This window comes from Aquabacterium sp. A7-Y, from assembly GCF_026153205.1.
Classification (GTDB): Bacteria; Pseudomonadota; Gammaproteobacteria; order Burkholderiales; family Burkholderiaceae_C; genus Caldimonas.
The window spans coordinates 85,494-108,772 of sequence record NZ_JAPFBW010000017.1 but is presented as its reverse complement, the minus strand read 5'-3'; the positions used below and the strand labels follow the sequence as shown (position 1 = coordinate 108,772).

Below are 23,279 nucleotides of genomic sequence, written 5' to 3'. Positions count from 1 at the left end.
CACCGTGCACGATCTGGCGTGTCCACAGCCCGAAGTCAAAACCCTACCGATCCGGGCGACGTCCGTAATTGAGCTGAGGACTTCGGCCCTCTGAAATGGAGGGTAGCGCCCTCCATTGATGGAAAATGGCAAACGTACAGGAATTAGAGGCAAAGCTCCGCTCTCACGGCTTTATGCCCCCGCAGGCAGGCGTCGTGCCAGGAGTCAATCCAAAGGTTTTCGCGGACTTCGAACAGGTGACGGGCAGCACGCTGCCGCTTGAGATCCAGAATTTTTATCTATACAGCTCTCGGCCGTTCCTCGACTGGCAGGATTCGCGTGGCGAGAGGATGCCCCACCTTATCGAGTCATACCACGCACCACTGCCATGGGATGAAGTCATCATCTATTGGGACATGCATCGCGAGTCCGAGAGGCACCAGTCAGACGCAGATTGGGGCGAAGAGGATTCGTCAAGCCTCTTTCGCGCTTGCTATTTCAATCGGCGCTGGCTGCCGATCGCGGCGGACATCAGTGGCTGTGCGACCTTCGTGGATCTTGACCCAGGACCTGCCGGCAAGGTGGGTCAGGTCTTCATTCACGTCAAGGGCATGGGGCCCACCACATTGCTGGGAAGCGCCCTCGGTGATTACTTCGATGATCTGATCTACTGCCTTGACTCGGGCATCATCTTCGCTGAGAACTCCGAGTGGATGAGCAGCCTGACAGGCGATCCTGCTTACCACCTGAAGGACGAGATCGAGAGGTTCAGGGCGCAGGCAGGTTGACTGCTGATCGACCCCGACCGCCGCAGCCGCAAGCTCCATCAACCGGTGTTGGACAGCTTTCGCTTGCTGCGCCAGGCGGGTCTCGTGCTTGCAGACTGACCCCCAGCGATCCAGCAAGGGTCGAAAGCGCCGGCAACGTTGTCCGTTTCCTTGGCGCGCAAGGCAAGCGGCATCGGCTTGTTTCACCCGTGAACAACTCGCCCCCCTAACTTTCAGGAAGGAGAAAAACGCGCGCCTGTCATACGCTCGCGCCCCGTGCAAGGCAAGCTTTCACCGAAAGGTGTAACAACATTCAAGTGCCTGTGCACACCACCTCGTTCGCTGATGTCTGCCTCTGTGTGAACGAACCCAGCGCCCGGGGCACGGGTGAAGATGCCAAGGAGTGTTGACATGAACCGCCTGCCGAAATGCTTCGGCGTCGTTCCCGCCGTCGTATCCATCGCGCTGCTCGCCGCCTGCGGCAATTTCGAAGCGCCGTACAGCACTCCCGCGCCGGTGCAAGCCGCGTCGGCCCCGACGCTGTACAGCACCGCCGACCCGGTGGCAGCTCCGCCCGCCGACCCCGCCCTGCCCGCCGAGGCCCGGCAGGTGCCCGAGGACCAGTTGCAGCCGCTGCACTTCGACGACGCGGTGGCACGCGCCGGCGAGCAGCTGTTCCGCGAAGCCCGACTGCGACTCGGCAAGGAGCCGCGCAAGCTCGTGGTGGATCCTTTGATCGATGCCAACACGGGTGCCCAGACCACCAGCACCGCGCGCATGGGCGCCCAGCTGGAGACGATCGCCAAGGCCGGCGAGCCGAGCTGGCAGGTGCAGCCCTTGACGCGCCAGGCGCTGGCCGACCAGCCCCTGCTGCTGATCGGTACCGTCACGCCGATCCACACGCGCGGCAGCGCCGACACCCCACCCGATGCCTTCCGCATCTGGGTCAGCCTGATCGACCTGCGCACCAAACGCATCATCGCCAAGCGGCTCGACCGGGCAAGCGCCGGATCGGTCAACGCCGAGCCCCTCGCCTACTACCGCGACAGCCCCACCTGGCACAAGGACAAGACGGTGCAGGCCTACATCAACTCCTGCCAGATGGACACCCGGGTGGGTGACCCGGCCGACCCCGAATACCTGGCGCGCCTGCCGGCAGCGGCGGTTCTCAATGAAGCCGCGATCGCCTACGGCGAGGGCCGCATCGACATCGCCAACGGCTTGTACAAGGAAGCCCGGCTGCTGGCCGAACCGGGCGACCTGCGGGTGCTGAACGGCCTCTACCTCACCAGCTGGAAGCTCGGCCACCGCGACGCCGCCGAGGCCGCCTTCTCCCGCCTCGTGGCCTCCGGCCTCGAGTCCAAGCGGCTGCCGATGAAACTGCTGTTCCAGCCGGGCCGCACGCAGTTCATCGAAGTGGGCGACCTGGTGCAGCAGTACCAGGTCTGGCTTGGCGCCTTGTCGAGCGAGGCGGCGTCGGTGCCGGCCTGCATCCAAGTCGTCGGGCATACCAGCCGCACCGGCAGCGCGCGGGTCAACGAAGAGCTGTCGCGGCGTCGCGCCGAGCAGATCGTGCGCCTGCTGGAGCAGCGCAATCGTGCGCTCGGTGCCCGGCTGAATGCCAAAGGCGCCGGCTCGCGCGAAGCCCTGGTGGGCCTGGGCACCGACGACCTGCGCGACGCGCTCGACCGCCGGGTCGAGTTCAGAGTGGTCGACTGCGTGTGAACCGGGCGGCCCGGGGGGCCGCGCTGAGGCGTCGCGAGCAAAAGAAGGGGCCGCTGAGGCCCCTTCTTTTGCTATCGCACATCCCGCTCGCGTCGCTCAGGGATAGCTGATCAGGTTCTGCGGGATGGTCTGCACACCCTGGGCGGTCCCGCCGACCTTGTTGACGATGTGCGTGATGCTGCCCACCCCGCCCAGCGAGACCGTGAACACGTTGTGCAGGCGCACGCCCGGCGTGTCCGGCACCTCGAAGCCATGGAACAGGTTCACGCTGGGATTGACGTTGAAGTAGCAGTACGAGCCCATGCCCCAGCCTTCGTGCGTCTTCACGTGATCGGCCACCTTGTACGCGGCATATCCGTTGCCGGCCGGGCTTCTCCACACCGACTGCTCCGGCACGTCGTACGGCTTCTCGTTCTGGAAAAAGATGGTCTTGCCGTTCTCGCCGTTCCAGATCACCTCGTACTTCTCGTAGTGCTCGACGAACAGGCCGGTGGCCAGCACGTGATCGCCGTTGACGATCACGCCGGTGTCCGCCGGATTCACGCTCCAGCCGGTCGGCGCGCTGCCATGGTCGGCGCGCCAGGCCCAGATGTGGTCGATGAGGGTGTCGTGGCTGTTGACGATCAGGCTGGTACTCGCTTTGCCGGCCACCGCGCCGCCGATCCGGAAAAACACGTCCTGGATGGTGGTGGGATTGCTCGCATGGCGCGTGGCTGCGCCCCGCGTGCCCACGGTGAGCAAGGAAGGGCTGTTGACCGTGCCGGCGTCGAACAGCAGGCCGGCGATCCTGACCCCGTCCACGTCCGCCACCGTCATCGCCGTCACCCCGTTTTCGGGCACCAGCGTCGCGAAGCCGATCCCCAGCACCACGGTGTTGGCGCGGGTCACCTTGATCGTCTCCTTGAGGCGGTAGGTGCCCGGCGTGAAAAACAGGTTCAGACCCTGGGCCAGGGCCTGGTTGAGCGTGGCCGCGCTGTCGCCCGGCTTGGCGACGTAAAACCGGCTCATCGGGATCGAACTGCCGGCGGTGGTGCCACTGGCCCAGCTGGCACCCGAGGCGTTGCTGCGCAGCGCGGGCACGAACACGCGGTACTTGCCAGCGCCGTCGACGTAGAGGAAGGGCTTCTCGCGCGACACCGGCGTGGTGGGCAGCGAGGTGTACGGAGGCGCCGAGCCCCACACCGCCGGGAAACTGGTGGCCGGCGCGCCAACCACTCCCGAGAACACCATGTTCCACACGCCGTCGTACCAGACGCCGATGTGGCTGTCGCGGGTGTACCACTGTTGCTGCGACCCGGAGGAAATCGAACCATCGACCTTGCTGTCCGCGAGATAACCCCCGCTGGAGTAGCCCTGGCCATGGTCCTGGTTGGAGGGCCCCAGGTGCAGGTTGCCGATGATGTGCACACGCCGCATCGGGGCGGCCTGCGACACCGCCCAGCGGTTCGTGCCGCCGGACGGCACCAGCGCGAAGTTCTCGGCCGAGCGCCAGAAGTTCTGGGTGGCATTGCCGGCATCGCCGTAGTTCCAGCCGCTGTCCACGTTGACACTACCCTGGATGGTCACGTCGTCCGGCTTTTGGCCCAGGCCCACGATGGAGGTGTAGAAACCCAGGTTGGCCCAGATGCCGCTGTACTTGCCCGGCTTGAACAGGAAGGCATGACGCTGGGCGCCGAACTGCGCGGTCGGGCTCAGGACCTGCGGGCTGAAGGCCGCGTCGAGACGCGACTGGATGGTGGAGGCCGGCGTGGAGGGGTCGAAGATGACCACGTTGGGACCGAAATCCGGCGTGTCGGAGGTGGGCAGGCCGGGCCCGCTCTTTTTCACCCGGAACGAGGAGACGACATTGTCGAAGTCGCCGAGGCTGCTGGCGTCCGCCGTCAACTTGCGGCTGCGGCCGCCGTAGTTGGCGTGCTCGAACAATTCGATCTCGTGGCCCGGCTGCAGCTTCAGCGAGGAGATTCTGTCGTTCCACGCAGCCCCGACAAAACCGCTGTCTGCGTCGGCGCAATAGGAGCCGCCGCCGTAAGACGCGTTGTCGTAAAAGCAGACCGTTCCGCTCGTCGTCGGCGGCGGCGGCTCGGCGGGATTGCTGCCGCCCACGGTGTAGCTCAAGGTCGGCGTGTCGTAGGCCGGGGTGCCATTGTTGTAGGTGAAGGAATAGCTGAGGACCTTGCCCGCCGAGACAGGCACCGCGTGCTCATAGCGCAGCGCCGAGGCGACGTAATTCATTCGCACGTTCTGCGGCACGCCGCCGCTCACCTGGTAGTGGGCATCGACCCAGCTGGTGTTGACCTTGGACTTGAACCAGATCGTGGCGGTGCTGCCGGACACTGCAACACCTTGCATGTAGTCGGCCGCTTGGAGCTGGGGGCTGGCAAAGGACAGGACGGCCAGCGCCCAGCCGCACAAGGGCGCGCGGAGTCGGGGGTAATGCATGAGTGCTCTGAAAGGTTGTGTTGTACGAATGTCTGCGTCTTTCCCCGCAAAAGCGCCGCACTGGAAACAGCCGGCCGGCACACGAAGGGGACGCCCGTAGAGTAAGCACCTTGAAAGCTCGCGCCAAACTCTCCTTAAGCGAGCGTTAAGGCTGGTGGATTTTCAAGGGGTCGATGAAACCGGCGACGGGGATCGAGTAACGAGCCTCTACGAGGCTGCTGCACAGCAACAGGGCCGACAATTGGTACCGGTTCCAAAGCGGATGCCACCGAGCGGGGCAGCGGCTCCGTTGCGACGCCGCAGAATTGCGGCGCCGCAGCGTTACGAAGCGCAAAGTCTTTACATCTGGTACCGCAGCCGGGCCTCAGGCCGCCAGCGCCTTGCTGCCCAGTTCGTACAGGTCCGCGTCCTTCAGGAAGGGGAACTGGCTGCGCACCTCTTCAAGCCGTCCCCGATCCAGCGTGGTCGTGTGGACCTCCTCGCCAGCTCGCCCGTGGTACAGGATCTCGCCCAAAGGATCGATGACGAGCGAGTCGCCGCTGTACTGAAGGCCGGTGCCGTCGACGCCGACACGGTTGACCCCCACCACATAACTCTGGTTCTCGATGGCGCGTGCCCGCAACAAGGCCTGCCAGTGCGCAGCGCGGCGTGCCGGCCAGCTGGCGATGTAGAGCGCGACGTCGTACTTGCCCTGCAGATTGCGCGACCACACCGGAAAACGCAGGTCGTAGCAGATAAAGGTGGCGATGCGCCAGCCGTTCAGGTGGACGATCAAGTCATCGCTGCCCGGGGTGTAGTGCTCGTGTTCCCCGGCGAAGGAGAACAGGTGCTTCTTGTCGTACAGATACAGGCTGCCGTCGGGCTTGGCCCAGACCAGCCGATTGAAATAACGTCCGCCGTCTTCGATGGCGACGCTCCCCACCACATCGGCCTGTCTCGCCGAGGCCGTCTCGCGCAGCCAGTTCACGGCCTTGCCGTCCATCGGTTCGGCAATGAGAGCCGGGCGCATGCTGAAGCCGGTCGTGAACATCTCCGGCAGCACGATCAGCTGGGTGTCGCCCACACGGCCCAGATGTTCCTGCATGCGGGCCAGGTTGTCGTCGATCGCCTCCCAGGCGACATCGGTCTGCACCAGGGTCAGCGTCAAATCATTCCGGTTCGTCATGTGTGTTCCCAATCGATCAGAAGAACTTCGTTCAAATCGCCCTTTTCCCGGCTCACTTCGCGCACCAGGACAAAGCCGCTGTCGTCCGGCACGTACCAGCCCCTGCCGGTGAGCCGGCGTTTTTTTGATTCGAAGGCCACGACACGCGTCGTGCGCTCGGTCCCGGCCACCGTGAGCGTCTCCCGGGGCAGCAGCCGGAATTGCAGCTCGTCGATGTCGAAATGGTCCAGGTCCAGCACCCGCAGGACGGACTGCGGTCGCTCGCTGCGCAGGAAGCAGGACACCGCATCCTCGCTGGTGGCGTCGATGTCGGTCAATGCGATGCGCTCGGTGTGAACGCGGTCCTCCTTGATATGCAGCATCAGCTGGCCGCCGTCGCGATCGATGGTGACGGCGACCTCGTCGCCGTCCTCGGTCGACACGCCGACATAGCGGCTCAGGCCTCGCCCGTCCAGGATCATTTCTTCTTCGGTGTCGAGCGCATAGTCCGACCAGAGACCGCGCGCTCGGATCGACATCTCGTTGCGGAGGATCAGGGCCGGTTCGTCTCCGCACTGGACCACCCGGCGTAACGCGAGGATGTGTCCGACTGCCTCCTCATCGCACAGCACGCGATACCGCAGCACCTGGCGGGCTTCGGCTTGCTCCTCGGCGAACATCTGAAAGGGGCCGGCCAACACGGTCGCCTCGGCTCATGCAGGCTGAGCGGTTTCGCTCAGGTTCGCGTCGTAGAGGCTTTCCATATAGCCGCCCCCCATGGCCGTGTCGCTGATCTCGGCCAGTGGACGCTGGGCCGACGGCGGCGGCAGGAAACCGACCTTCACGGCATAGTCCAGATAGCGCGACAACAAGGTCTGGTCCGATGCAGCACAGCGGATGCCGGTGTCGGCCAGCAGCGCCGTGATCTCGGTGGTGTCGTATCTTGCGTGTTCCTTGTAGTCGCTGCCGTCGTAGAAGACCGACATCAAGTCGGTGAAGGTCGATCGATAGGGTTTGCCGCCGCGCATCAGACGCCCTTCCTGCACCGCCTCGAAATAGCGCTGGGTCGGCTCTTCCCGCACCGTATAGCCGTGGCCGCGCACAGCCGCCACGATATCGTCGTAGGTGATCGGGTTCGGCTGGGTCAGGTTGAAGGTGCGCCGGTTGGTGACATGCAGGTTCATCACGGCGTTCAGTGCCGCCTTGGCGACGTAGTCCACCGGCGAGATGTCGAAGTCCTCGTTCGAGGGGAAGGTCATGCCGGTCTCCACCAGCGACTTGAGCATTTCGTAGTAGATGCCCTTCACCTTCGTCTGCTTGAGCGGATAGCAGCCGGTGACGCTGTCGCCCCAGATATTGCCCGGCCGCACGATCACCCAGTCCAGGCCACGCTGACCGGCTGCGTGGATCAGCCGTTCGGCCTCGAACTTGGATCGTTCGTAATCCATGTCCTCGAAGCCCTGGCCGACGTCCAGGTCGCATTCCTTCAGCACGAAGCCGTCGTGATAGAGCTTGTCGCCGACCATGCTGAAGCTGGAGGTGAACAGCAGCGGAATCTTGCCCTGGAGGCAGAACTCCACCATGTTGGCCACGCCACCGACGTTCACCGGCGCGATCTTGTTGTAAGACGCCACCAGGCTGACGTTGGCGGCGCAGTGCAATACCAGGTCGATGGAGCCGACCAGCTCGTCGTAGCTGTCCTCGCTCAATCCCAATCTGGGCTGGCTGACGTCGCCGAGCACCGGAACGATGCGCCAGGTCTCGTCCTTCAGCGTTTGCTGCTCGTCATAGCAGAACAGCACGTCCTCGATGCGGCGGCGTGCCGCATCGGGATTCTCCGCACGCACCACACAGTAGACCTGGGCGTCGGTGGCGCACAGGACTTCCTGCAACAGCCTGCCTCCCAGTACCCCGGTGGCGCCGGTCAATACGATATTGCCTACAGTCGACATGGCCCGGTAGTCCATCGCGAGCATCTCCTCAACAGAGTTCGTTCAACAACACAAAGCCGCCAGCCACAGCTACAGCGTCCCGACCCGCATGCCGCCGTCCATGGGAATCACGGTGGCATTCAGATAGTTGGTCTTGCAGGTGGCGAGGAAGGTCACCACTTCGGCAATGTCCTCCGGGACGCCCCAGCGCCCCACCGGCACGATCGACTTGACGATCTTCGCCTCGTCCACCGACATGGCGGCCTCCGAGTCGACAAACCGGTCCAGCATCTCGGTCTTGCAGATGCCGGGCGCGATCGCGGTCACGCTGATGTTCAGCGGCCCCAGTTCGCGCGCCCAGGACTCCGAGGCCTTGATCAGCCCGGCCTTGGAGGCCGCGTAGGCGGCACCGCCCGCGGCTCCCCACAGCCCCGCCACCGAGGCGATATTGATGATGCGGCCATACTTCAACCGCGCCATGTGGCGCGAGAACGCCGAAGTGCAGTTGAAAGCCCCGGTCAGGTTGACGTCGATCACCTGCCGCGACAGCAGCACGCTTTTCTCCGCCAGGCTGAAGCCGCGACCGATGATGCCGGCGTTGTTGACCAGCACCGTGATGTTCGGCCCCATCGACTCGGCGATGGCGGCAGCGCACTGTTCGACCTGATCCGGGTCGGTGACGTCCATCACGAAGGTCTTCAGGTCCTCGTGAGCGCCCAGTCGCTGGACCAGCCGCTCCAGCTTCGCGGCGTCCAGATCGGTGGCCGCCACCGCATACCCGACCTCCAGCAGAGATTTGCTGATGGCGGCACCAAAACCGCCGGCGGCCCCGGTGACGATGGCGATCTGGCGCTTCATGCCGCCTCCCCTTCCTTGAAGGTGATGTCGATCACCTTCTTCGCATTGGCCAGTGCATCGAAAATGCGCTCTTCGAAAAAGCGCACATCGTCCTGGCTCATCAGCAGGTTGGAGTAGATGCGCGACAAGGGCGAGAACTGGATGCCATACCGCTTGGCGATCTCACGGATGATGATGTCGCAGAATTTGACCTTGTCGGTGTAGCCCTCGGACCGGTCGACCATGGTGGTCTGGGAGTGATACACCAGGGCGGTCGGCATGCCCTGCACCACCAGCGGCAGATCGTTGGCATGAGCGGCGCGGATGAAGGCATCGGAGATCTGCGCGGTGAAGCCGGCCATGCGCTCGTAGCAGCCCGGATCCTTCTCGACCAGGTCGAAGGTGGCCTTCACGGCCGCCAGGCCCAGCGGGTAGCCGTTGAAGGTGCCGGCATGGATCACCTTGCCGCGGGTGTACATGTTCATGATGTCGCGACGGCCCGCGATGGCCGAGATCGGCATCGAGCCGCCGCCCAGCGCCTTGCCGAAGGTCGCCAGGTGCGGGGTGACGCCGAGAATGCCCTGCGCGCCGGACAGGCCCAGGCGAACACCGGTGATGATCTCGTCGAAGATCAGCACGATGTTGTGCTTCTCGCAGATCTCCTTGGCCCGCTCCAGATACCCTTCGCGCGGCAGGATGCCGCCGCCGTTGATGCAGATTGGCTCCATCAGCACCGCCGCGATCTCGCCGTGATAGCGTTCGATGGTCGCTTCAAGCACCTGGATGTCGTTCCAGGGCAGCACGAAGGACTGCGACTCCATCACGCCTTCGGCGCGGCCCAGGGTATCCAGCAGGTCACCCTTGAACTGCTCCGGCACCGGGAAGCTCAGGTCCTTCTTCTTGCGCCAGCCCATGATGTTGTCCGCGTTGCCGTGATAGTGGCCGTGGAAGCGGATGAAACGGTTCTTGCCGGTGAAACCGCGCGCCAGGCGCAGCGCGTTCTGAACCGCTTCGGTGCCGCTGAGGCAGAAGCGGATCATCTCGGCACACGGGATGTGGCTGATCAGCTGGCTGCAGACTTCGACCTCCAGGTCGCAGATGTCGACCGAGGTGACCTTCTGCATGTACTTGATCAAGGCTTCGTCGTAGGCCTCGTTGTGGTGGCCGACGAACAGGGCGCCGAACTTGCAGAACAGGTCCAGATGTTCGTTGCCGTCCAGGTCCCAGACGCGCGAGTTGCGACCGCGGTTGAACGGGATCACCAGCGGCCGCTCGGGATCGCCGAAGTTGTAGTGCGTCCCGCCCGGCATCAGCTCCCAGCATTGCTTGTAGAAATCCTTGGACTTGTTCAAGGGCAGTTTGGTGTCGGCTTCCATGATCTTGTGATCCTCTTGCTTGCGATGATGGGGTCGGTGTGAAGGTGATGGGGCTGCCGCCGGCTCGCCGTCGTCCGGATCGGCCTGGCGTGCGCTGCCGGGCGAATAGCGACGCCAGCGCTCGGGAACGGGCACGCCGAGTTGCTGCAAGGCGTTGACACGGTTGAGGTAGGCGGCTCCGGCCATCAGCTCGACGGCGATGTCCGCGACATGGCGCTGTTCCACGGGTTCGAGCGGGCTGCCTTTCAGCCACTCATTGGCCGCGCCCATGGCGGCGCCGCACCACACCTGGTACTCCACGGCGCGGTCCGGATCGCCGGCGATGGCCCAGCGGGACGACTGGCCCAGATACCACTGGAACAACAGCGCCATCTTCTTTTTGGGGCTGGAGCGGGCAGCAAGCGTGATGGCCTCGCTGTCCCGGGTCCTGAAAAACGCTTCGGTCTCGGCCCACACCTGGGCCAGCGGTCGTCTGAAGATGGACTGCTCGAGCTGCGCCACTTCGGCCGCTGGAATGGCCTCGATCGACTCGTACTGCTTGTAGAGGCTGTACAGCTTCTGGGCCCGCACGGCATACATGCTGCCGGCCGTCAGCACCTGCACCTTGGCGCCCAGCTCGAACATGTCGGCGGACGGAGCCATGGCCACGTCGCTCGTCTTCGCCTTGCCCAGCAGCTGCTTCACGCGCGGTGAGGTGCCGGCTTCGACGCACGCCTGGTTGATGGAGCCGGTGACGACATAGGCCGCACCCATTGCGAACGCGCCCAGCACCGCATGCGGGCTGCCCAGCCCGCCGGCGGCGCCGATACGCACCTTGAAAGGCGACGGGCAGGCCTCGGCCAGTTCGTCGCGCTGCTCGACGATGGAGCGGAAGATGCAGCTCAACACGCCGTTGTCGGTATGGCCGCCCGAGTCGCCTTCGACGGTGATGTCGTCCGCCATCGGCACGCGGGAGGCCAGCTGGGCCTGCTGCTCGGTGATGAGCCCCTCGGCCAACAGGCTGCGCACAATCTTGTCCGGCGCCGGGTTCAGAAAGTGCTGGGCCACCTCGCGACGCGACACCTTGGCGATGACACGGTGGCCGCGCAAGACGTTGCCGTCGACGTCCAGCGCCAGGCCTTTGACCCGGTAATAGACGATGGCCGGCGACAGCTTGATATAGGCCGAAGCCTCGACCACCTTCACGTCCTGCTCGATGAACAGCTTGACGCAAGCCATTTCCCAGTCCGGCCGGCTGGGGTTGTGCAGCAGATTGACGGCGTAGGGCCCGTTCGGCAGGGCCTCCTTGATGCGCCGCACCGCGGCGAGGATGCGCTCCGGCATCAGCCCGCCGGCCCCGAAGACGCCGAGGATGCGCCGGCTGCCGAGGGCAATGACCATCTCCTCGGAATTGATGCCGCCCGCCATCGCGCCCGCGCAATACGCAAAACGCACGCCATGGTCCTGCAGGAAGGAGGGATCGCCGAAACATTCAGGCAGGCACGCGGCAAGCACCGCCTGGCCGTCCGGCGCGGTCTGTCTGCCGGCCGCCTCCAGGACGATGCCGTCCTGCCGCCGCAGCACCTGCAGCGGCTGGGCCAGATCCAGCAGCAGGCCCTGGGCGCGCTCGAGCGGCTGGCCTATGCCGGGCCGGCCCTCGGGCGAACCGGGCAGGGACGCCGGACGCGCGACAACGCAGAGTTCTTCTCTGTTCACTTCACACCTCGATGGCTGGTTGAACCGTTTTCAATGACGGCGGGAGGCTGTCCTGGACGCTGTGGAACCCGGCCCCCAGGTTGTCGCAGAGGCCGATCACCTGGCCGCGGTAGAGGATCTCGGCGACGAACACCAGCGTCAGGCTGGCCAGCCCCTGGCCGTCGCTTCGCTCTCTGCGGTCGATGGACTTGCAGGTCAGGCGGTAGCGCAGCGTCTCCGGCTCGCACTTGACCTCGCCGCGGAACTTCGCGCTGTAGTGGTGGTTGACCAGCGAGTGCGGCACCAGATCGTTCTGGTGGTAGAGACCCAGGTAACACAGGTAGAACTTCACCAGCTGCTCGCAGCCTTCCACCAGCAGCGTGCCGGGCATCACCGGATCGTTCTTGAAGTGGGCCTTGAAGGCCCAGTGCGACGGGTCGATGTCGCGTTCGCCGACCACCTCGCCCAGGCCGAAGGCGCCACCGTCGGCACTGATGGACACGACACGGTCCACCATGCGGGCTGCCGGCGCGTACAGGCGCCCTGCCCGGACCCGGTGGTAGGCCGGGCCGAAGCAGCGTTCGAAGTCGCCGTTCTGCAGGGCGTCGATGTCCGCCGAGCTGAACGCCTGTTTGGTGCAGCGCAGCGGCGGCACGAAGGGCCGCTCCGGCCGCGGGCCTTTCAGGTGGGACTTGGATTCGATGCCTTTGGACTTCTCGATGTCCCTGGGCAGGAAAAAGCCGGAATTGGCCTCAAGCTTGAAGCAAAGCCGGTCGCCGACATAGCACAGATACTCGTAGGCGATCAGCACGTTCTTGCCGACCTTGAGGAAGGACTTGATGTTGACCCGGCCGCGCAAGACATCGCCGGCTTTCGGCATCTCGCTGTAGACCGTCGTCTGGCTGTCCACCGCGCGGTAGCGCAACTGCCCCTTGAACAGCTGGTCGCAGCCGATATAGGTGAAGGCCACGATCATTGCGTGAGACGATTCCAGCGACACGAAGGATCCCACCCGGCCGTCCGCGACAAACCAGGCGTCCTCCGGCAGGTCGCATTCCCATTCGACAAAACACGGCTCGAGCTTGCCCTTCTGTGCCGACATCGCGGTAATGCGCGACACGAACAGATAGGGCGGCGACGGCATGCGGGTGCGGATCGGGTAGGTGTCGGCCTCCGCGTAGTCAGGCCCCAGCACCTTGGCGACCGACCCGTCCGTCAGCTCGATCAGCTGGGTTTCGTCCAGCAGCACCGGGCGACGGGGAGCCGCCGGCGGCTTCGCCACCACAGCTTGCAGCACCGGGAGCGGCAAGGTGGGTACCGGCAGCCCGGCACCGGGCGCCTGTGCGTGCGCGTCGATCAGGCCCTGCATGCGGCGATAGAACTGCTGCTCCACCTGCAGGAAACGCAGCTGCGCCCGGATCGCGCGCAGGTACTGGCGCGCCAGCGGATCGTGGGCCGCGGCCGCAGGCCCGACGCGGGCTTCCGCAAGCGCCGCCGAAGCGGCTGCGGCCGGCGCCTGCGGCGAGCTGCCGAACAAGGCGCGGTTCGCCTCGCTCAGGATCATCTCGGCCACGGTGCGCTCGCGGCCAGTGAAAACGCGCGTCATCAGCCCGCCCGCCTGCGCCTGGTACGGCGCCGGGTGCCGGGCCGAGCGGCGCTGCGCGTCGTCCGGCTCCTGAAGGATCAGATGCGCGTAGGCACGGTCCACGCCCAGACTGTTCACCGCCGCCCGGCGCAAGCCCCCGGGCGGCCGCGCCCATTCCTGGGCGGACGGGCCGGTACACAGCGCGCGGCAGGCGGACCAGTCCGGATAGGCCCGCAGCCCGGCCGTCGGCGGCAGATACCGGTGGTACAGGCAGAGCGCCGTCTTGATGATGCCGAGCATGCCCTGCGCAGAGGCCAGATGCCCATAGTTGGCGCTGACCGAGCCCGCCACCACCGCTGTCGCACGGGTGCGTGCCCCATACACGCGGTCCAGCCCATCGATTTCGGTCCGGTTGTCCTGCAACTGGCTGCCGCCGCTCAGCTCGACATAGTCGATGTCGTCCGGCGTGCAAGCGGCCTGCTGCAGCGAAGCCGCCGCCGCATTCGCCACAGCGTCGGCGGACGGCGTGAATCGCGTGCTGCGTCCGCACTCGTGGGCGACGGCCAAGCCGCGCATCACCGCATAGATGCGGTCCTGGGCGACCACCGCCGCCTCTTCGTGCTTGAGCACGATCGCGCCCGCGCCCTCGCCCACCGGCAGGCCAGGATGGCGCCGCTGGGTCCACAGCACGTTTTCCAGGCTGCCGGCAAAGCTGCCGCCGGCCACGATCACGGCCTCCACCAGGCGATGCGACAACATGAACTGCGCCAGCTCGAGCGCCTTGAACGAGGCGTTTTCATGCGAGCCGAGCGAAAACGCCGGACCGTCCAGCTTCAGATGCGCCGCGATGCGGCTGGCCATCACATTGCCGATGCCGCCGGTGATGCCCTCCGGATAGGGCTCGGGGAACAGCGCGTCCTTGGCGATGGTCTCCAGCGCGGCGCTCTGCTCGGGCGTCAGGGTGATGCCGCACTGCGCCAGGCTGTCGTGCAGCTGCCACGCCACTTCGTTGCGGGCCTGGTAGCGCGAGCAGCTGTAGTCCACGTCGCCGGCCACGATCACCGCGATATTGCGCTTGCGCCCGTCGAGCGGGTAGCCGGCGTCGTGGAAGGCCCGCTCGGCGACCGGCATCAGGAACAGGTGCGAGAGCAGGTGGCTGCCGATCACCTTCGGCGGCAGCTTGAAGTGCTTGCAGTCGAAGTCCAGGGTCTCGATGTAGGCACCCACCGGCGCAGCGTCGAAACCACGCGGCTTCAGCACGTCCTCGCGGCCCTCCAGACCCAGCCAGCGCGTACGCGGCAAGGGCCCGAGGTGATGGCGGCCGTCACGCACGGTGCTCTCGAACTGCGGCACTGCCTCGGTCCCTGCCAGAGACAGACCCATACCGACGATCGCCATGGGGGCCAGCGCCAGCGGGGCGGCGTCGCCGGCCGGCTGTTGGTGCGGCACCGCTTCACGCAGCACCATGTGCGCGTTCACGCCGCCGAAACCGAAGGCGTTGATGCCGGCACGTTTCGGTCGGCCCTGCTGGGGCCAGGGCAGGGTCTGACGCACCACCTGCTCGATGCCGAGCTGTCCTTTCGGCGTGCCGACGAGTTCCTCCACGCCCAGGGTGGGTGGTATCACGCCGTGCCGGATCGCCAGCAGCACCTTGAGGATGCTGGCCATGCCGGAGGCGGTCAGCATGTGCCCGATATTGCCCTTGTTGGCCCCCACCAGCGGCAGCCGGCCGGCGTCGCCGAAAAACGCCTCGACCGATCCCAGCTCGACCTGGTCGCCGACCGGTGTGCCGGTGGCGTGGCATTCGAGATAGTCGATCTGCTTGTCGATGCCCTCGTAAGCGCGCTGCAGCGCCAGCAGCTGGCCGTTGATGTCCGGCACCAGGATGTGTTTGGCGCCACCGTCGTTGGAAAGCCCGATGGATTCGATGACGCCGTAGATCGTGTCCTTGTCGCGCACCGCATCGGCATACCGTTTCAGGGCGATCAGACCCGCGCCCTCGCCGGCTTTCAGCCCCTCCGAGCGACGGTCGAAGGGGATCGACTGGCCGTCGCGGGGGAAGGCCTGCAGCACGTTGAAGCCATGGTCGATATAGATGTGGTCCGCGTGGCAGACCGAGCCGGCCAGCATCAGGTCGGCCTTGCCGCTGTGCAGGTAGTCGCTGGCCACCTGGATCGCATACAAGGCCGAAGCGCAGGCCGCATCGATCGAGAAACAGGGGCCGCCCAATCCCAGCGCCTGCGCCGCGATGGTCGCGTTGTGGCTGCCCGTCATCAGGTTGAGTTCGGACAGTCCGTCGGTCTTCCAGGGCTGACCGAAGCGGAACTCCGGGCGGCCCATCAGAGCCTGCAGATAGGGCGTCAGGATCTGGTGATAAAAGCCGCTCAGCAGGCGTTTCCCGGCGTGCGTCGGCATGCCGATGTTGCCGATGATCAGGCCGCAGCGGCTGCGCAGGGTGTCGCTCGCTTCACCCTGGTGTGCATCTCGCAAGGCCTGCTCGGCGACATACAGCGTCCAGTGGAACAGCGGGTCGAGCGCGGCGAGTTCCTCCGCCGGCAGCCGGTAGCCGCCGGGGTCGAAGCGGAAGCCGCGCACATGGCCGTTCTTGTGGTAGTTGATCTTGTCCGCCGTGCCAGGTGTGGGGTGGTAATACAAAGCCGGGTCCACACCCAGTTCTTCACGGGACAAGGGGCTGGTGCAGTCGCGCTGGTCCAGCAGGTTCTGCCAGTATTGCGCCGGTGTCTCGGCGCCCGGGAACAGGCAGCCCAAACCGACGATCGCAATGTTGTCCATGTTGCATCCCAGTCTGAAGTTCGTGCCGACCGGCGCAGCCGCCCCGCAAGGCAGCGGCCGCGCCCGTCAGTTCGCTGCGGGTCCGAGCGTCAGGCCAGGGCCGCGGTCTGAGGACCGCACCACTGCTGCCGCAGCTTCCTGGACACCGTGTAGGTCAGGCCGGACAGTCGGCTGAAGATGCGCCCGGACTCGTCGTGCACCACGATGTCGACCACCATCGCCGCCGGGCTTCGCGACACCAGCTGCATCGACAGCTGGAAGGGCTGGTCGAAGGCCAGCGGAGCCCACTGCTCCCAGCGCCCGATCTGCGACGGCAGGCCGGCGTCGTCGGTTTGCAGCATCAGCCACAGCAGCGGCGCCTGGACGAACACGTCGGCCAGATACGGGTTGAAGCTGGTGACCCGGAACTGCCCTTGCCGCGCGTCCTCGAGGCGGGGCAGCCGGCCGCTGGCCCTCAGTCGCGTCTCGTCGGCGTGCAGCACCGCTTGCAGGCCACGGAACGCGGGTCCGTGGAACAGCAGGGCACCTCCTTGCATGTCGCCATAGACGACCGGACGCTCCTGGCTTCCGTCCGGCGCCTCGCCCGCATACACCGGCGGCGCCTCGGCACTCCCGCGGCTCATCACCAGGGTGGCCTGGTACCGCTGCAGCGGCGCGCCCTGCACCTCGTTGAACAGGCTGACCGACAGGGTGTGCCGATCGTGGCCCTTCTCGGCGCCGCCTTGCGGCCTGACCTCGGCAACGATGCGCCGCAGTTCACCGTCGTCGAACACCACGCCCTTCAAGACCTTGAAGTCGCTCAGTGTCTCGAGGCGATAGCCGGGCAGCAGGTCCTCGCACACCTGCACCATCCAGCCCGCAGCCGCCGTGGCCGGCAGCACCGGGTGCCCACCGATCACGTGATCGTTCAGGAAGGCGTTGTCGGCGAGATTCAGTTCGCGCATCACCCGGGTCGCCGCCGCCAGCCGCCGTCCCTTCGGAGCGACCTTGTAGCTGCCGCCGCCGATCAGCAGCTGCGGGCTCGCGGAAGCCCGGAACTCGTTGACGAAGTGGTGCACCCCGACCGGGCTCGGAATGATGGTCAGCCGGCGCTCGGCATACGCCTTCTTCAGCACGTCGTTGACCATGCCGGTGTCCCACGGGCCCCAGTTGATCGAGCGCACCCAGGCCTTCGGATGTTGCGACTGGAACTGCCATGCGAACTTGTTCAAGACCTCGTTGGCCATCGCATAGTCGGTCTGACCGGCATTGCCGAAGAATCCGGACACCGACGAGAACAGCACCACGTGCTGGAGTTGTTCCGCCTTCAGGACCGACATCAGGTGCTCCAGGCCCCTGACCTTGGTCAAGAACACGCTGTTGAAGTCGGCTTCGCTCTTTTTCTCGATGCGCTTGTCGGCCAGGTTGCCGGCACCGTGTATCAGGCCGGTGACCGGGCCCCACTCGCGCCGGATCAGGTCCACCGCCCGGGCAAGGTCCTCGCGGTCGCCGATGTCGCACGCCACATACAGGGCCCGGCCGCCCGCCTCCACCACGCGGGCGATGGTCTGCTTGACCTCGGCGATATGGAGCACGTCCTTGAGCATGCGGTCGACCTTGACCGGGGTCGGCTGCTCACCCTGTTCCTGCAACTGCTTGATCGCGCCGGCTTTCAGGGCCTTGATCTCGCTGAGGCCCTCCGCCCAGGCCGGCACCGGCGTGTCGATGCGGGTGCGGCCCAGCAGCGCAAAACGAGCCGGGTATTGCCGGGCAAGGCCGATCACGCACTCGGCGGTGATGCCCCGTGCGCCTCCGGTCACGACAAACACCGACTGCGCGTTGATGTCACTCAGCGCTGGCTCGGCGTCGACCGGCACCGCCTCGAAGCCGAGGCCGAAACGTTCGCCCTTGGCACCGCGGCCCACCTCGGCGATCTCGGTCTGCGCATCACCCAGTTCTTCGAGGATCATCGCGGCGGCGACCGCCTTGCTGACCCGGGGGGCGATGTCGACCGTGCGGCAAAAGCTGTGCTCCCATTCGATGTTCAAGGACTTGGTCAGGCCCGTCAGCCCCGAGCTGGGCAAGGGGAACTGCGTTCGTCCCGCGGTGCCCAACTCGCCGTCCATCTGGGTGACCACAAAAAAGAAGCTGCGTCCCTCGCCGATCTGGCTGAAGCCGGGTTGCAGCAGCTTGGCCAGCGTGAACGCGGTCCGCGCGCTGTCGTAGGCGGCGTCGCTGAAGGCCTCGTCCAGCGATTTGGGCGCGTCGGCAGCCGGCTGCAGATAAACCAGGCCCGCGACCGGGCCGTCGGCCTGGACGATCTTGTCCACCACGGCCCTCAGCTCGGCCTCGCCGTTGCCGCCCAGCACATGGTCGCGCACCCCCTTGATGCCCTTGCGCGCCCCCTCGCCCTGATGGGAACGATGCACCAGCCGCACCACACGCTGTTGTCGGGCCACCAGGCCTTTGGCCAGCTCGTCGCTCAGTCCCTTGCCGTCATCCGTGACCAGCCACAGGTGGCCCGGTGCCAGATCGAAGGCCCGCTGGTCGGGCCGGGGCAGCGCCAGCCTGCGCGGCTGGTAGCGCTGGACGGAGCTGTTCACTTCTGTATCGGCATCACTTGTCATCAAGCGCCGAGCCGGGGCAGATGCGCCCTCCCGCGGCTCAGCTGAGGATTTTTTTGCGGCGGATTCCTTCTCCGCTTCGCTGCCGGCCAGCTTGCGCGTGGTGGCGACGAAACCCAGGGTTCGGATCGGTGGCGCCTCTGACAGGGGGGTCTCGACGATCTCCGGCAGCTTCGCTTCCACCACCGGCGCGGCCTCGGTCGCAGGCGCGCTCGGCGGCTCGGCGGCAGGCGCGCTTGGCGGCTCGGCGGCAGCCGCGGCCGGCACCTCACCTTTCAAGTTCGCCAGCAGCTCGGCAATGGTGTCCTTGAAGAACACGGCCATCTTGCGGATGCTGCTGAACGCATCGATGTCGAAGGTCTCCGCGTCCTTGTACTGCTCGGTGTCCTGGAAGTAGGGCACGTTGGCGGTCAGCTGATCGAACATCGCGCCGAAGATCTCGAGACGCTTGATCGAGTCGATCCCGAGGTCGGCTTCCAGATCCATCTCCTCATGGATCATGTCGGCCGGATAGCCGGTGCGCTCGCTGACGATGGCCACCACCTGCTTCACCAGATCGGCTTCCGTGATGGCTTCGAATCGCCGGATCAAGGCCTCGTCTTCCGCGCTCACTGCGCGGGCGGGAGCGGGGGCCGGAACGGACGCCGCGCTGGCCGGTGCCGGTGCATCGGACGCCAGCGGGGAGGCCGGAACCGGCGTGAGCTCCGGGATGGAGGGCTTGGGCGCCTGAACCGGCGCCATCGGTGCCGGCTCCGCAGCCCGAACCACCGCAGGCGCTGCCACCGCCACCTCACGGACCGGAGCGGCTGCCACGGGAGCCGCCACCGGCAGGCTCATCGGCACGCGCTGCGCGGCCAGAGCCGCGACCCGGCTGCTGCGCACCGCCTCGCCACCCAGCATCGCTTGCTGATTGTCGAAGTAGTGTTCATGGTTGACGTGGTACAGCTCCTGGTTCTTGTCCAGCAGCTGCAAGCTCTGGCCCAGGCTGCCCACCACATCGCCAAGCTGCGGGCTGCCCTGGAACTTCTCCAGCAGGGAGCACTGCTTGCTCATCAGCGAATTCAGGAGCTGGATGTACTCGCGCTGGTTCAGCTGGAACTGCAGATGCACCTGACTCAATGCGCTCTGGGCCTGGATCTGTGCATCCAGCACGCTGAGCATTTCATTTTCTGGATTACCGCTTTTCATCATCTCGTCTCCGTTGAGGGCAGGGAGGCGGCCCAGCCGCTTCATGCCGTCGTTGTCCACAACCGGGGTAAACATCGCCAATGCGGTCTCGGGGCGCCGCATCGGCCACTCGACAGGTTCCGCTTCCACGACGGGTAAAGCGGCGGCCGGCGCCAGGGCCTGCAGGTGTTCCTTGATCAGGGCGTCGAGCACGCGGGTGTCCGTGCGCAGCGCACGCTCGCGCTTCTTGCGCGCCTTGTCGGACAGGAAAAAGCCGCCGCCCAGGGAGTAGACCGTCGACTTCTTTCTGGTCACCGGGGCCGGCTGCGGCAAAGCTTGCGGGTCCAGGCTGCTGAACGGCAGGCCCTCCACCACCAGCTTGGCCAGGGCTCGCTTGAACTGCAGGGCGGGGTCGCCGTTGTGGCTGGGATTGACCGACACCACGCTGTGCGGCCTGCCCTTCAGGATGTCGGCCACCAGCTTGCCGAGGATGCCTTTCGGGCCGATCTCGATGAACAGGTCACCGCCCTGCTGGTGGATGCGCTCGATGGTCTGCCGGAAGCGCACCGGGCTGACCAGTTGCTGGATCAGCGTCTCCTTGATGGCCGCCGGGTCCGGGCGGTGCGGTTCGCCGGTGGCCGTGGAGAACACCGGGCATTGCGGCACCCGGAAGGGGATGTCGGCCAGGCTCGCGCGGAAGGGCTCGCAGGCGTGCTCGACATACGGCGTGTGGAAGGCCGCCGAGACGGGCAGCATCTGGCAGCGCAGGTTGCGCTCCGTCAGGAAGGCATGGGCCTGCCGGATCGAGTCGGTGCACCCTCCCAGCACCAGTTGCTCGGGCGAGTTGTCGTTGGCGACGATCAGGTCCTCGAAGCGGTCCAGCAGCTCCTGCAAGGGCGCCTCGCCGATCGAAGCCGCCAGCATCGCTCCCATGTCGCCACCGGAATGCTGCGACGGCGCCTCGACAGCAGCCCCTCGTGCCAGCGACACGCGATAGAAGTCCTCGTCCGACCAGACGCCCGCCGCCCACAGGGCCGTCACCTCTCCATAACTGTGCCCGGCCATGAAATCGGCCTTGAGGCCGAGGCCTTGCAGCAGCTTGTAGTAGCCGGCGCTGACGGCGCCGATGGCCGGCTGCGCGCGGCTGGTCTGGGTCAGGGCCTGCATCTGCCGGGCAACGGCCTGCTCGCTGAACGCCGGCGGCGGGAAGATGACGCCGGACAGGGGGGTGCCGCCTGCCGCATGGGCCACGACGTCCAGGCCCTCGAGGGCTTGTCGCACCACCGGGTAGTCATTGACGATCTCGCGCGCCATGTTCAGGTACTGCGCCCCCTGCCCCGGGAACAGAACCACCACACGGCCGGACGTCGGCGCAGCCCGCGGCTTGTAGTAGATGCCGAGCGGATGCTCCCAGTCCGAGTCCGCCTTGGTCTCCAGCTGCCTGAGCGCCTCTGCCAGCAGTTGCTGCGCCTGCGTCACGCCCTCGGCCGCGAAAGCCAGCCGCGCTGCCGAGGGCGGAACCGCCTTTGCACCGGCGGCCTGATGGTGGTGGAACAGCGCCGCGCCCTCGGCGGACTGCCAGCCCGTCAGCACGTCCCGGCCGAGCGCCAGCAGCTGCGCCGGCGACTCGGCCTGGAGCAGCACCACTTCCGGCCGCCGGTTCAGGCGATAGGCGCCGCCCGGTTCCGGCTGGTGCTCTTCGAGAATCGCGTGATAGTTGGTGCCACCGAAGCCGAAGGCGCTCAGCGCACCCCGGCGCGGCGCACCGGTGAGCGGACGGAACCAGGGCCGGCTTTCGACGTTGACATAAAAGGGGCCGCCATCGAGCATCAGTTCCTTGCTGGGCCGCTTGACATTGATGGTCGGGGGCAGCACCTTGTGGAACAGCCCCAGCGCCACCTTCATCATCGAGGCCGCTCCGGCGGCGCACCGGGTATGACCGATCTGCGACTTGATGCTGCCGATCGCGATGGAAGCTTCCGGGATCTGGCAGGCGTCGAACACGGCCCGCAGGCTCTTGACCTCGGTGTGGTCGCCGGACTGGGTGCCGGTGCCGTGCGCCTCCACCAGCTGGATATCGGCCGGCGACACGCCGGCGCGCTCATAGGCGCGCCGCAAGGCCTTGACCTGGCCCTCGTGGCGCGGCGCGAAGATGCTTTTTGCACGACCGTCGCTCGACGCCTGCAGCGACTTGATCACCGCGTAGATGCGATCGCCATCGCGTTCCGCATCTTCCAGCCGCTTCAGCACCAGAAAGCCGACGCCGTCGCCCAGCATCATGCCGTCGGAGTCGGCGTCGAAGGGGCGCGAGATGTTGCTCTTGGACAGCGCCGGCGTCTTGCTGAAGCACAGGAAGGAGAACACAGAGTTCTCCAGGTTGACCCCGCCGGTCAGCACCGCATCGCAGCTGCCGTCGACCAGCTCGCCGATCGCGGCCTTCATGGCGGCGAGGCTGCTGGCACAGGCGGCATCGACCATGTAGGAGGTGCCGCCCAGATCGAAGTAGCTCGCGATCCGCCCGCAAGCCACGTTGCCGAGGAAACCGGGGAAACTGTCTTCGTTCCACTCCAGGTACAGATCGGTGACACGGCCGATCACCTCCTCTGCCACGGGCTCCGGCAGGCCCGCGTTGATCATGATCTTTTTCAGGTAGGGCGCCTGCTGGCGGGATGCCAGCGAAAACGAGGTGTTGCCGTTGCCGGCCCCGCCCAGGATCACGCCCACCCGGTCACGATCGATCGGCAGAGGGTTGTCGCCGACCAGCCGTGCATCCTGCATCGCCTGCCGGGCCACATAAAGCGCAAAGATCTGCGCCGTGCTGATGGACTCCATCATCAGCGGCGGCAGCTTGAATTCCACCGGGTCGAATTCGATGCGGGGGACGAAGCCCGCCTTGTAGCCATAGGTCTTGTCCGCGACGCTGGGGTCCGGATCATAGAAATCCGTCTTGCGCCAGTATTCGTCCCCGTCCACCTGGTCCACGTCGACAATCGAGTCCTTGCGATTGACGATGTTGGTCCAGAAATCGTACAGCGTCGCAGCGTCCGGAAAGTGACTCGCCATGCCGACGATTGCTATGTCCAGTGCTCCCTGTTTCACTCGCTTCTCCACCACGTCGTTCTGACAGTGGTCTAAGGTGCCACAGGCGTCTTAGCGTTTCCTTAGCCTCACACCAGTGAACCGAGTCGTGAAGGTGAGTAGCGATTCCTCAAGTTCGCGAAGGAATGGTCAGACTCGACCGGCGACGCATGGGTCTCGG

Annotated in this window: 10 protein-coding genes; 2 read left to right on the top strand and 8 right to left on the bottom strand. The window is 65.9% G+C overall.

What is annotated here, in order from left to right:
* Positions 1–125 precede the first annotated feature (125 nt).
* Together OOT46_RS16665 and OOT46_RS16660 are read left to right on the top strand one after the other, a co-directional pair.
* Positions 126–767: an SMI1/KNR4 family protein gene (locus tag OOT46_RS16665; protein WP_265404750.1), complete on the top strand. Its 642-nt coding sequence runs from the start codon at positions 126–128 to the stop codon at positions 765–767.
* A 390-nt stretch (positions 768–1,157) separates the two neighbouring features.
* A complete protein-coding gene (locus OOT46_RS16660) occupies positions 1,158–2,471 on the top strand; it encodes an OmpA family protein (RefSeq protein WP_265404749.1) in 1,314 nt (437 codons plus the stop codon).
* A gap of 96 nt (positions 2,472–2,567) precedes the next feature.
* Here the strand turns inward: OOT46_RS16660 and OOT46_RS16655 are convergent, their stop codons facing one another.
* From OOT46_RS16655 to OOT46_RS16620, 8 genes are all read right to left on the bottom strand, one after another.
* The gene (locus OOT46_RS16655; RefSeq protein WP_265404748.1) at positions 2,568–4,910 is read right to left on the bottom strand and encodes a peptidase inhibitor family I36 protein; all 2,343 of its coding nucleotides are present in this window, start codon (positions 4,908–4,910) and stop codon (positions 2,568–2,570) included.
* 364 nt (positions 4,911–5,274) lie between these two features.
* Positions 5,275–6,075, bottom strand: coding sequence for an amidohydrolase (locus tag OOT46_RS16650; protein ID WP_265404747.1), 801 nt, complete (start codon positions 6,073–6,075; stop codon positions 5,275–5,277).
* On the bottom strand, positions 6,072–6,734 hold the full coding sequence (locus tag OOT46_RS16645; RefSeq protein ID WP_265404746.1) for a hypothetical protein: 663 nt from the start codon (positions 6,732–6,734) through the stop codon (positions 6,072–6,074). Before OOT46_RS16645 ends, OOT46_RS16650 begins: the two co-directional genes overlap by 4 nt.
* Positions 6,735–6,767: 33 nt before the next feature.
* Positions 6,768–8,006 (bottom strand): thioester reductase domain-containing protein, encoded by a 1,239-nt coding sequence (locus OOT46_RS16640; protein WP_265404745.1) that lies wholly within the window; start codon positions 8,004–8,006, stop codon positions 6,768–6,770.
* Positions 8,007–8,075: 69 nt separating this feature from the next.
* Positions 8,076–8,843 (bottom strand): SDR family NAD(P)-dependent oxidoreductase, encoded by a 768-nt coding sequence (locus OOT46_RS16635; protein WP_265404744.1) that lies wholly within the window; start codon positions 8,841–8,843, stop codon positions 8,076–8,078.
* Positions 8,840–11,893: a PfaD family polyunsaturated fatty acid/polyketide biosynthesis protein gene (locus OOT46_RS16630; RefSeq protein ID WP_265404743.1), complete on the bottom strand. Its 3,054-nt coding sequence runs from the start codon at positions 11,891–11,893 to the stop codon at positions 8,840–8,842. Before OOT46_RS16630 ends, OOT46_RS16635 begins: the two co-directional genes overlap by 4 nt.
* Position 11,894: 1 nt before the next feature.
* A complete protein-coding gene (locus tag OOT46_RS16625) occupies positions 11,895–16,250 on the bottom strand; it encodes a beta-ketoacyl synthase N-terminal-like domain-containing protein (protein ID WP_265404742.1) in 4,356 nt (1,451 codons plus the stop codon).
* An 89-nt stretch (positions 16,251–16,339) separates the two neighbouring features.
* Positions 16,340–23,119 (bottom strand): type I polyketide synthase, encoded by a 6,780-nt coding sequence (locus OOT46_RS16620; RefSeq protein WP_265404741.1) that lies wholly within the window; start codon positions 23,117–23,119, stop codon positions 16,340–16,342.
* Positions 23,120–23,279: the final 160 nt, after the last annotated feature.

What these genes read in the sequence shown, in the direction of transcription:
- OOT46_RS16665 (WP_265404750.1), top strand. Translation starts at nt 126, where the DNA reads ATGGCAAACGTACAGGAATTAGAGGCAAAGCTCCGCTCTCACGGCTTT.
- OOT46_RS16660 (WP_265404749.1), top strand. Translation starts at nt 1,158, where the DNA reads ATGAACCGCCTGCCGAAATGCTTCGGCGTCGTTCCCGCCGTCGTATCC.
- OOT46_RS16655 (WP_265404748.1), bottom strand. Translation starts at nt 4,910, where the DNA reads ATGCATTACCCCCGACTCCGCGCGCCCTTGTGCGGCTGGGCGCTGGCC.
- OOT46_RS16650 (WP_265404747.1), bottom strand. Translation starts at nt 6,075, where the DNA reads ATGACGAACCGGAATGATTTGACGCTGACCCTGGTGCAGACCGATGTC.
- OOT46_RS16645 (WP_265404746.1), bottom strand. Translation starts at nt 6,734, where the DNA reads ATGTTCGCCGAGGAGCAAGCCGAAGCCCGCCAGGTGCTGCGGTATCGC.
- OOT46_RS16640 (WP_265404745.1), bottom strand. Translation starts at nt 8,006, where the DNA reads ATGTCGACTGTAGGCAATATCGTATTGACCGGCGCCACCGGGGTACTG.
- OOT46_RS16635 (WP_265404744.1), bottom strand. Translation starts at nt 8,843, where the DNA reads ATGAAGCGCCAGATCGCCATCGTCACCGGGGCCGCCGGCGGTTTTGGT.
- OOT46_RS16625 (WP_265404742.1), bottom strand. Translation starts at nt 16,250, where the DNA reads ATGGACAACATTGCGATCGTCGGTTTGGGCTGCCTGTTCCCGGGCGCC.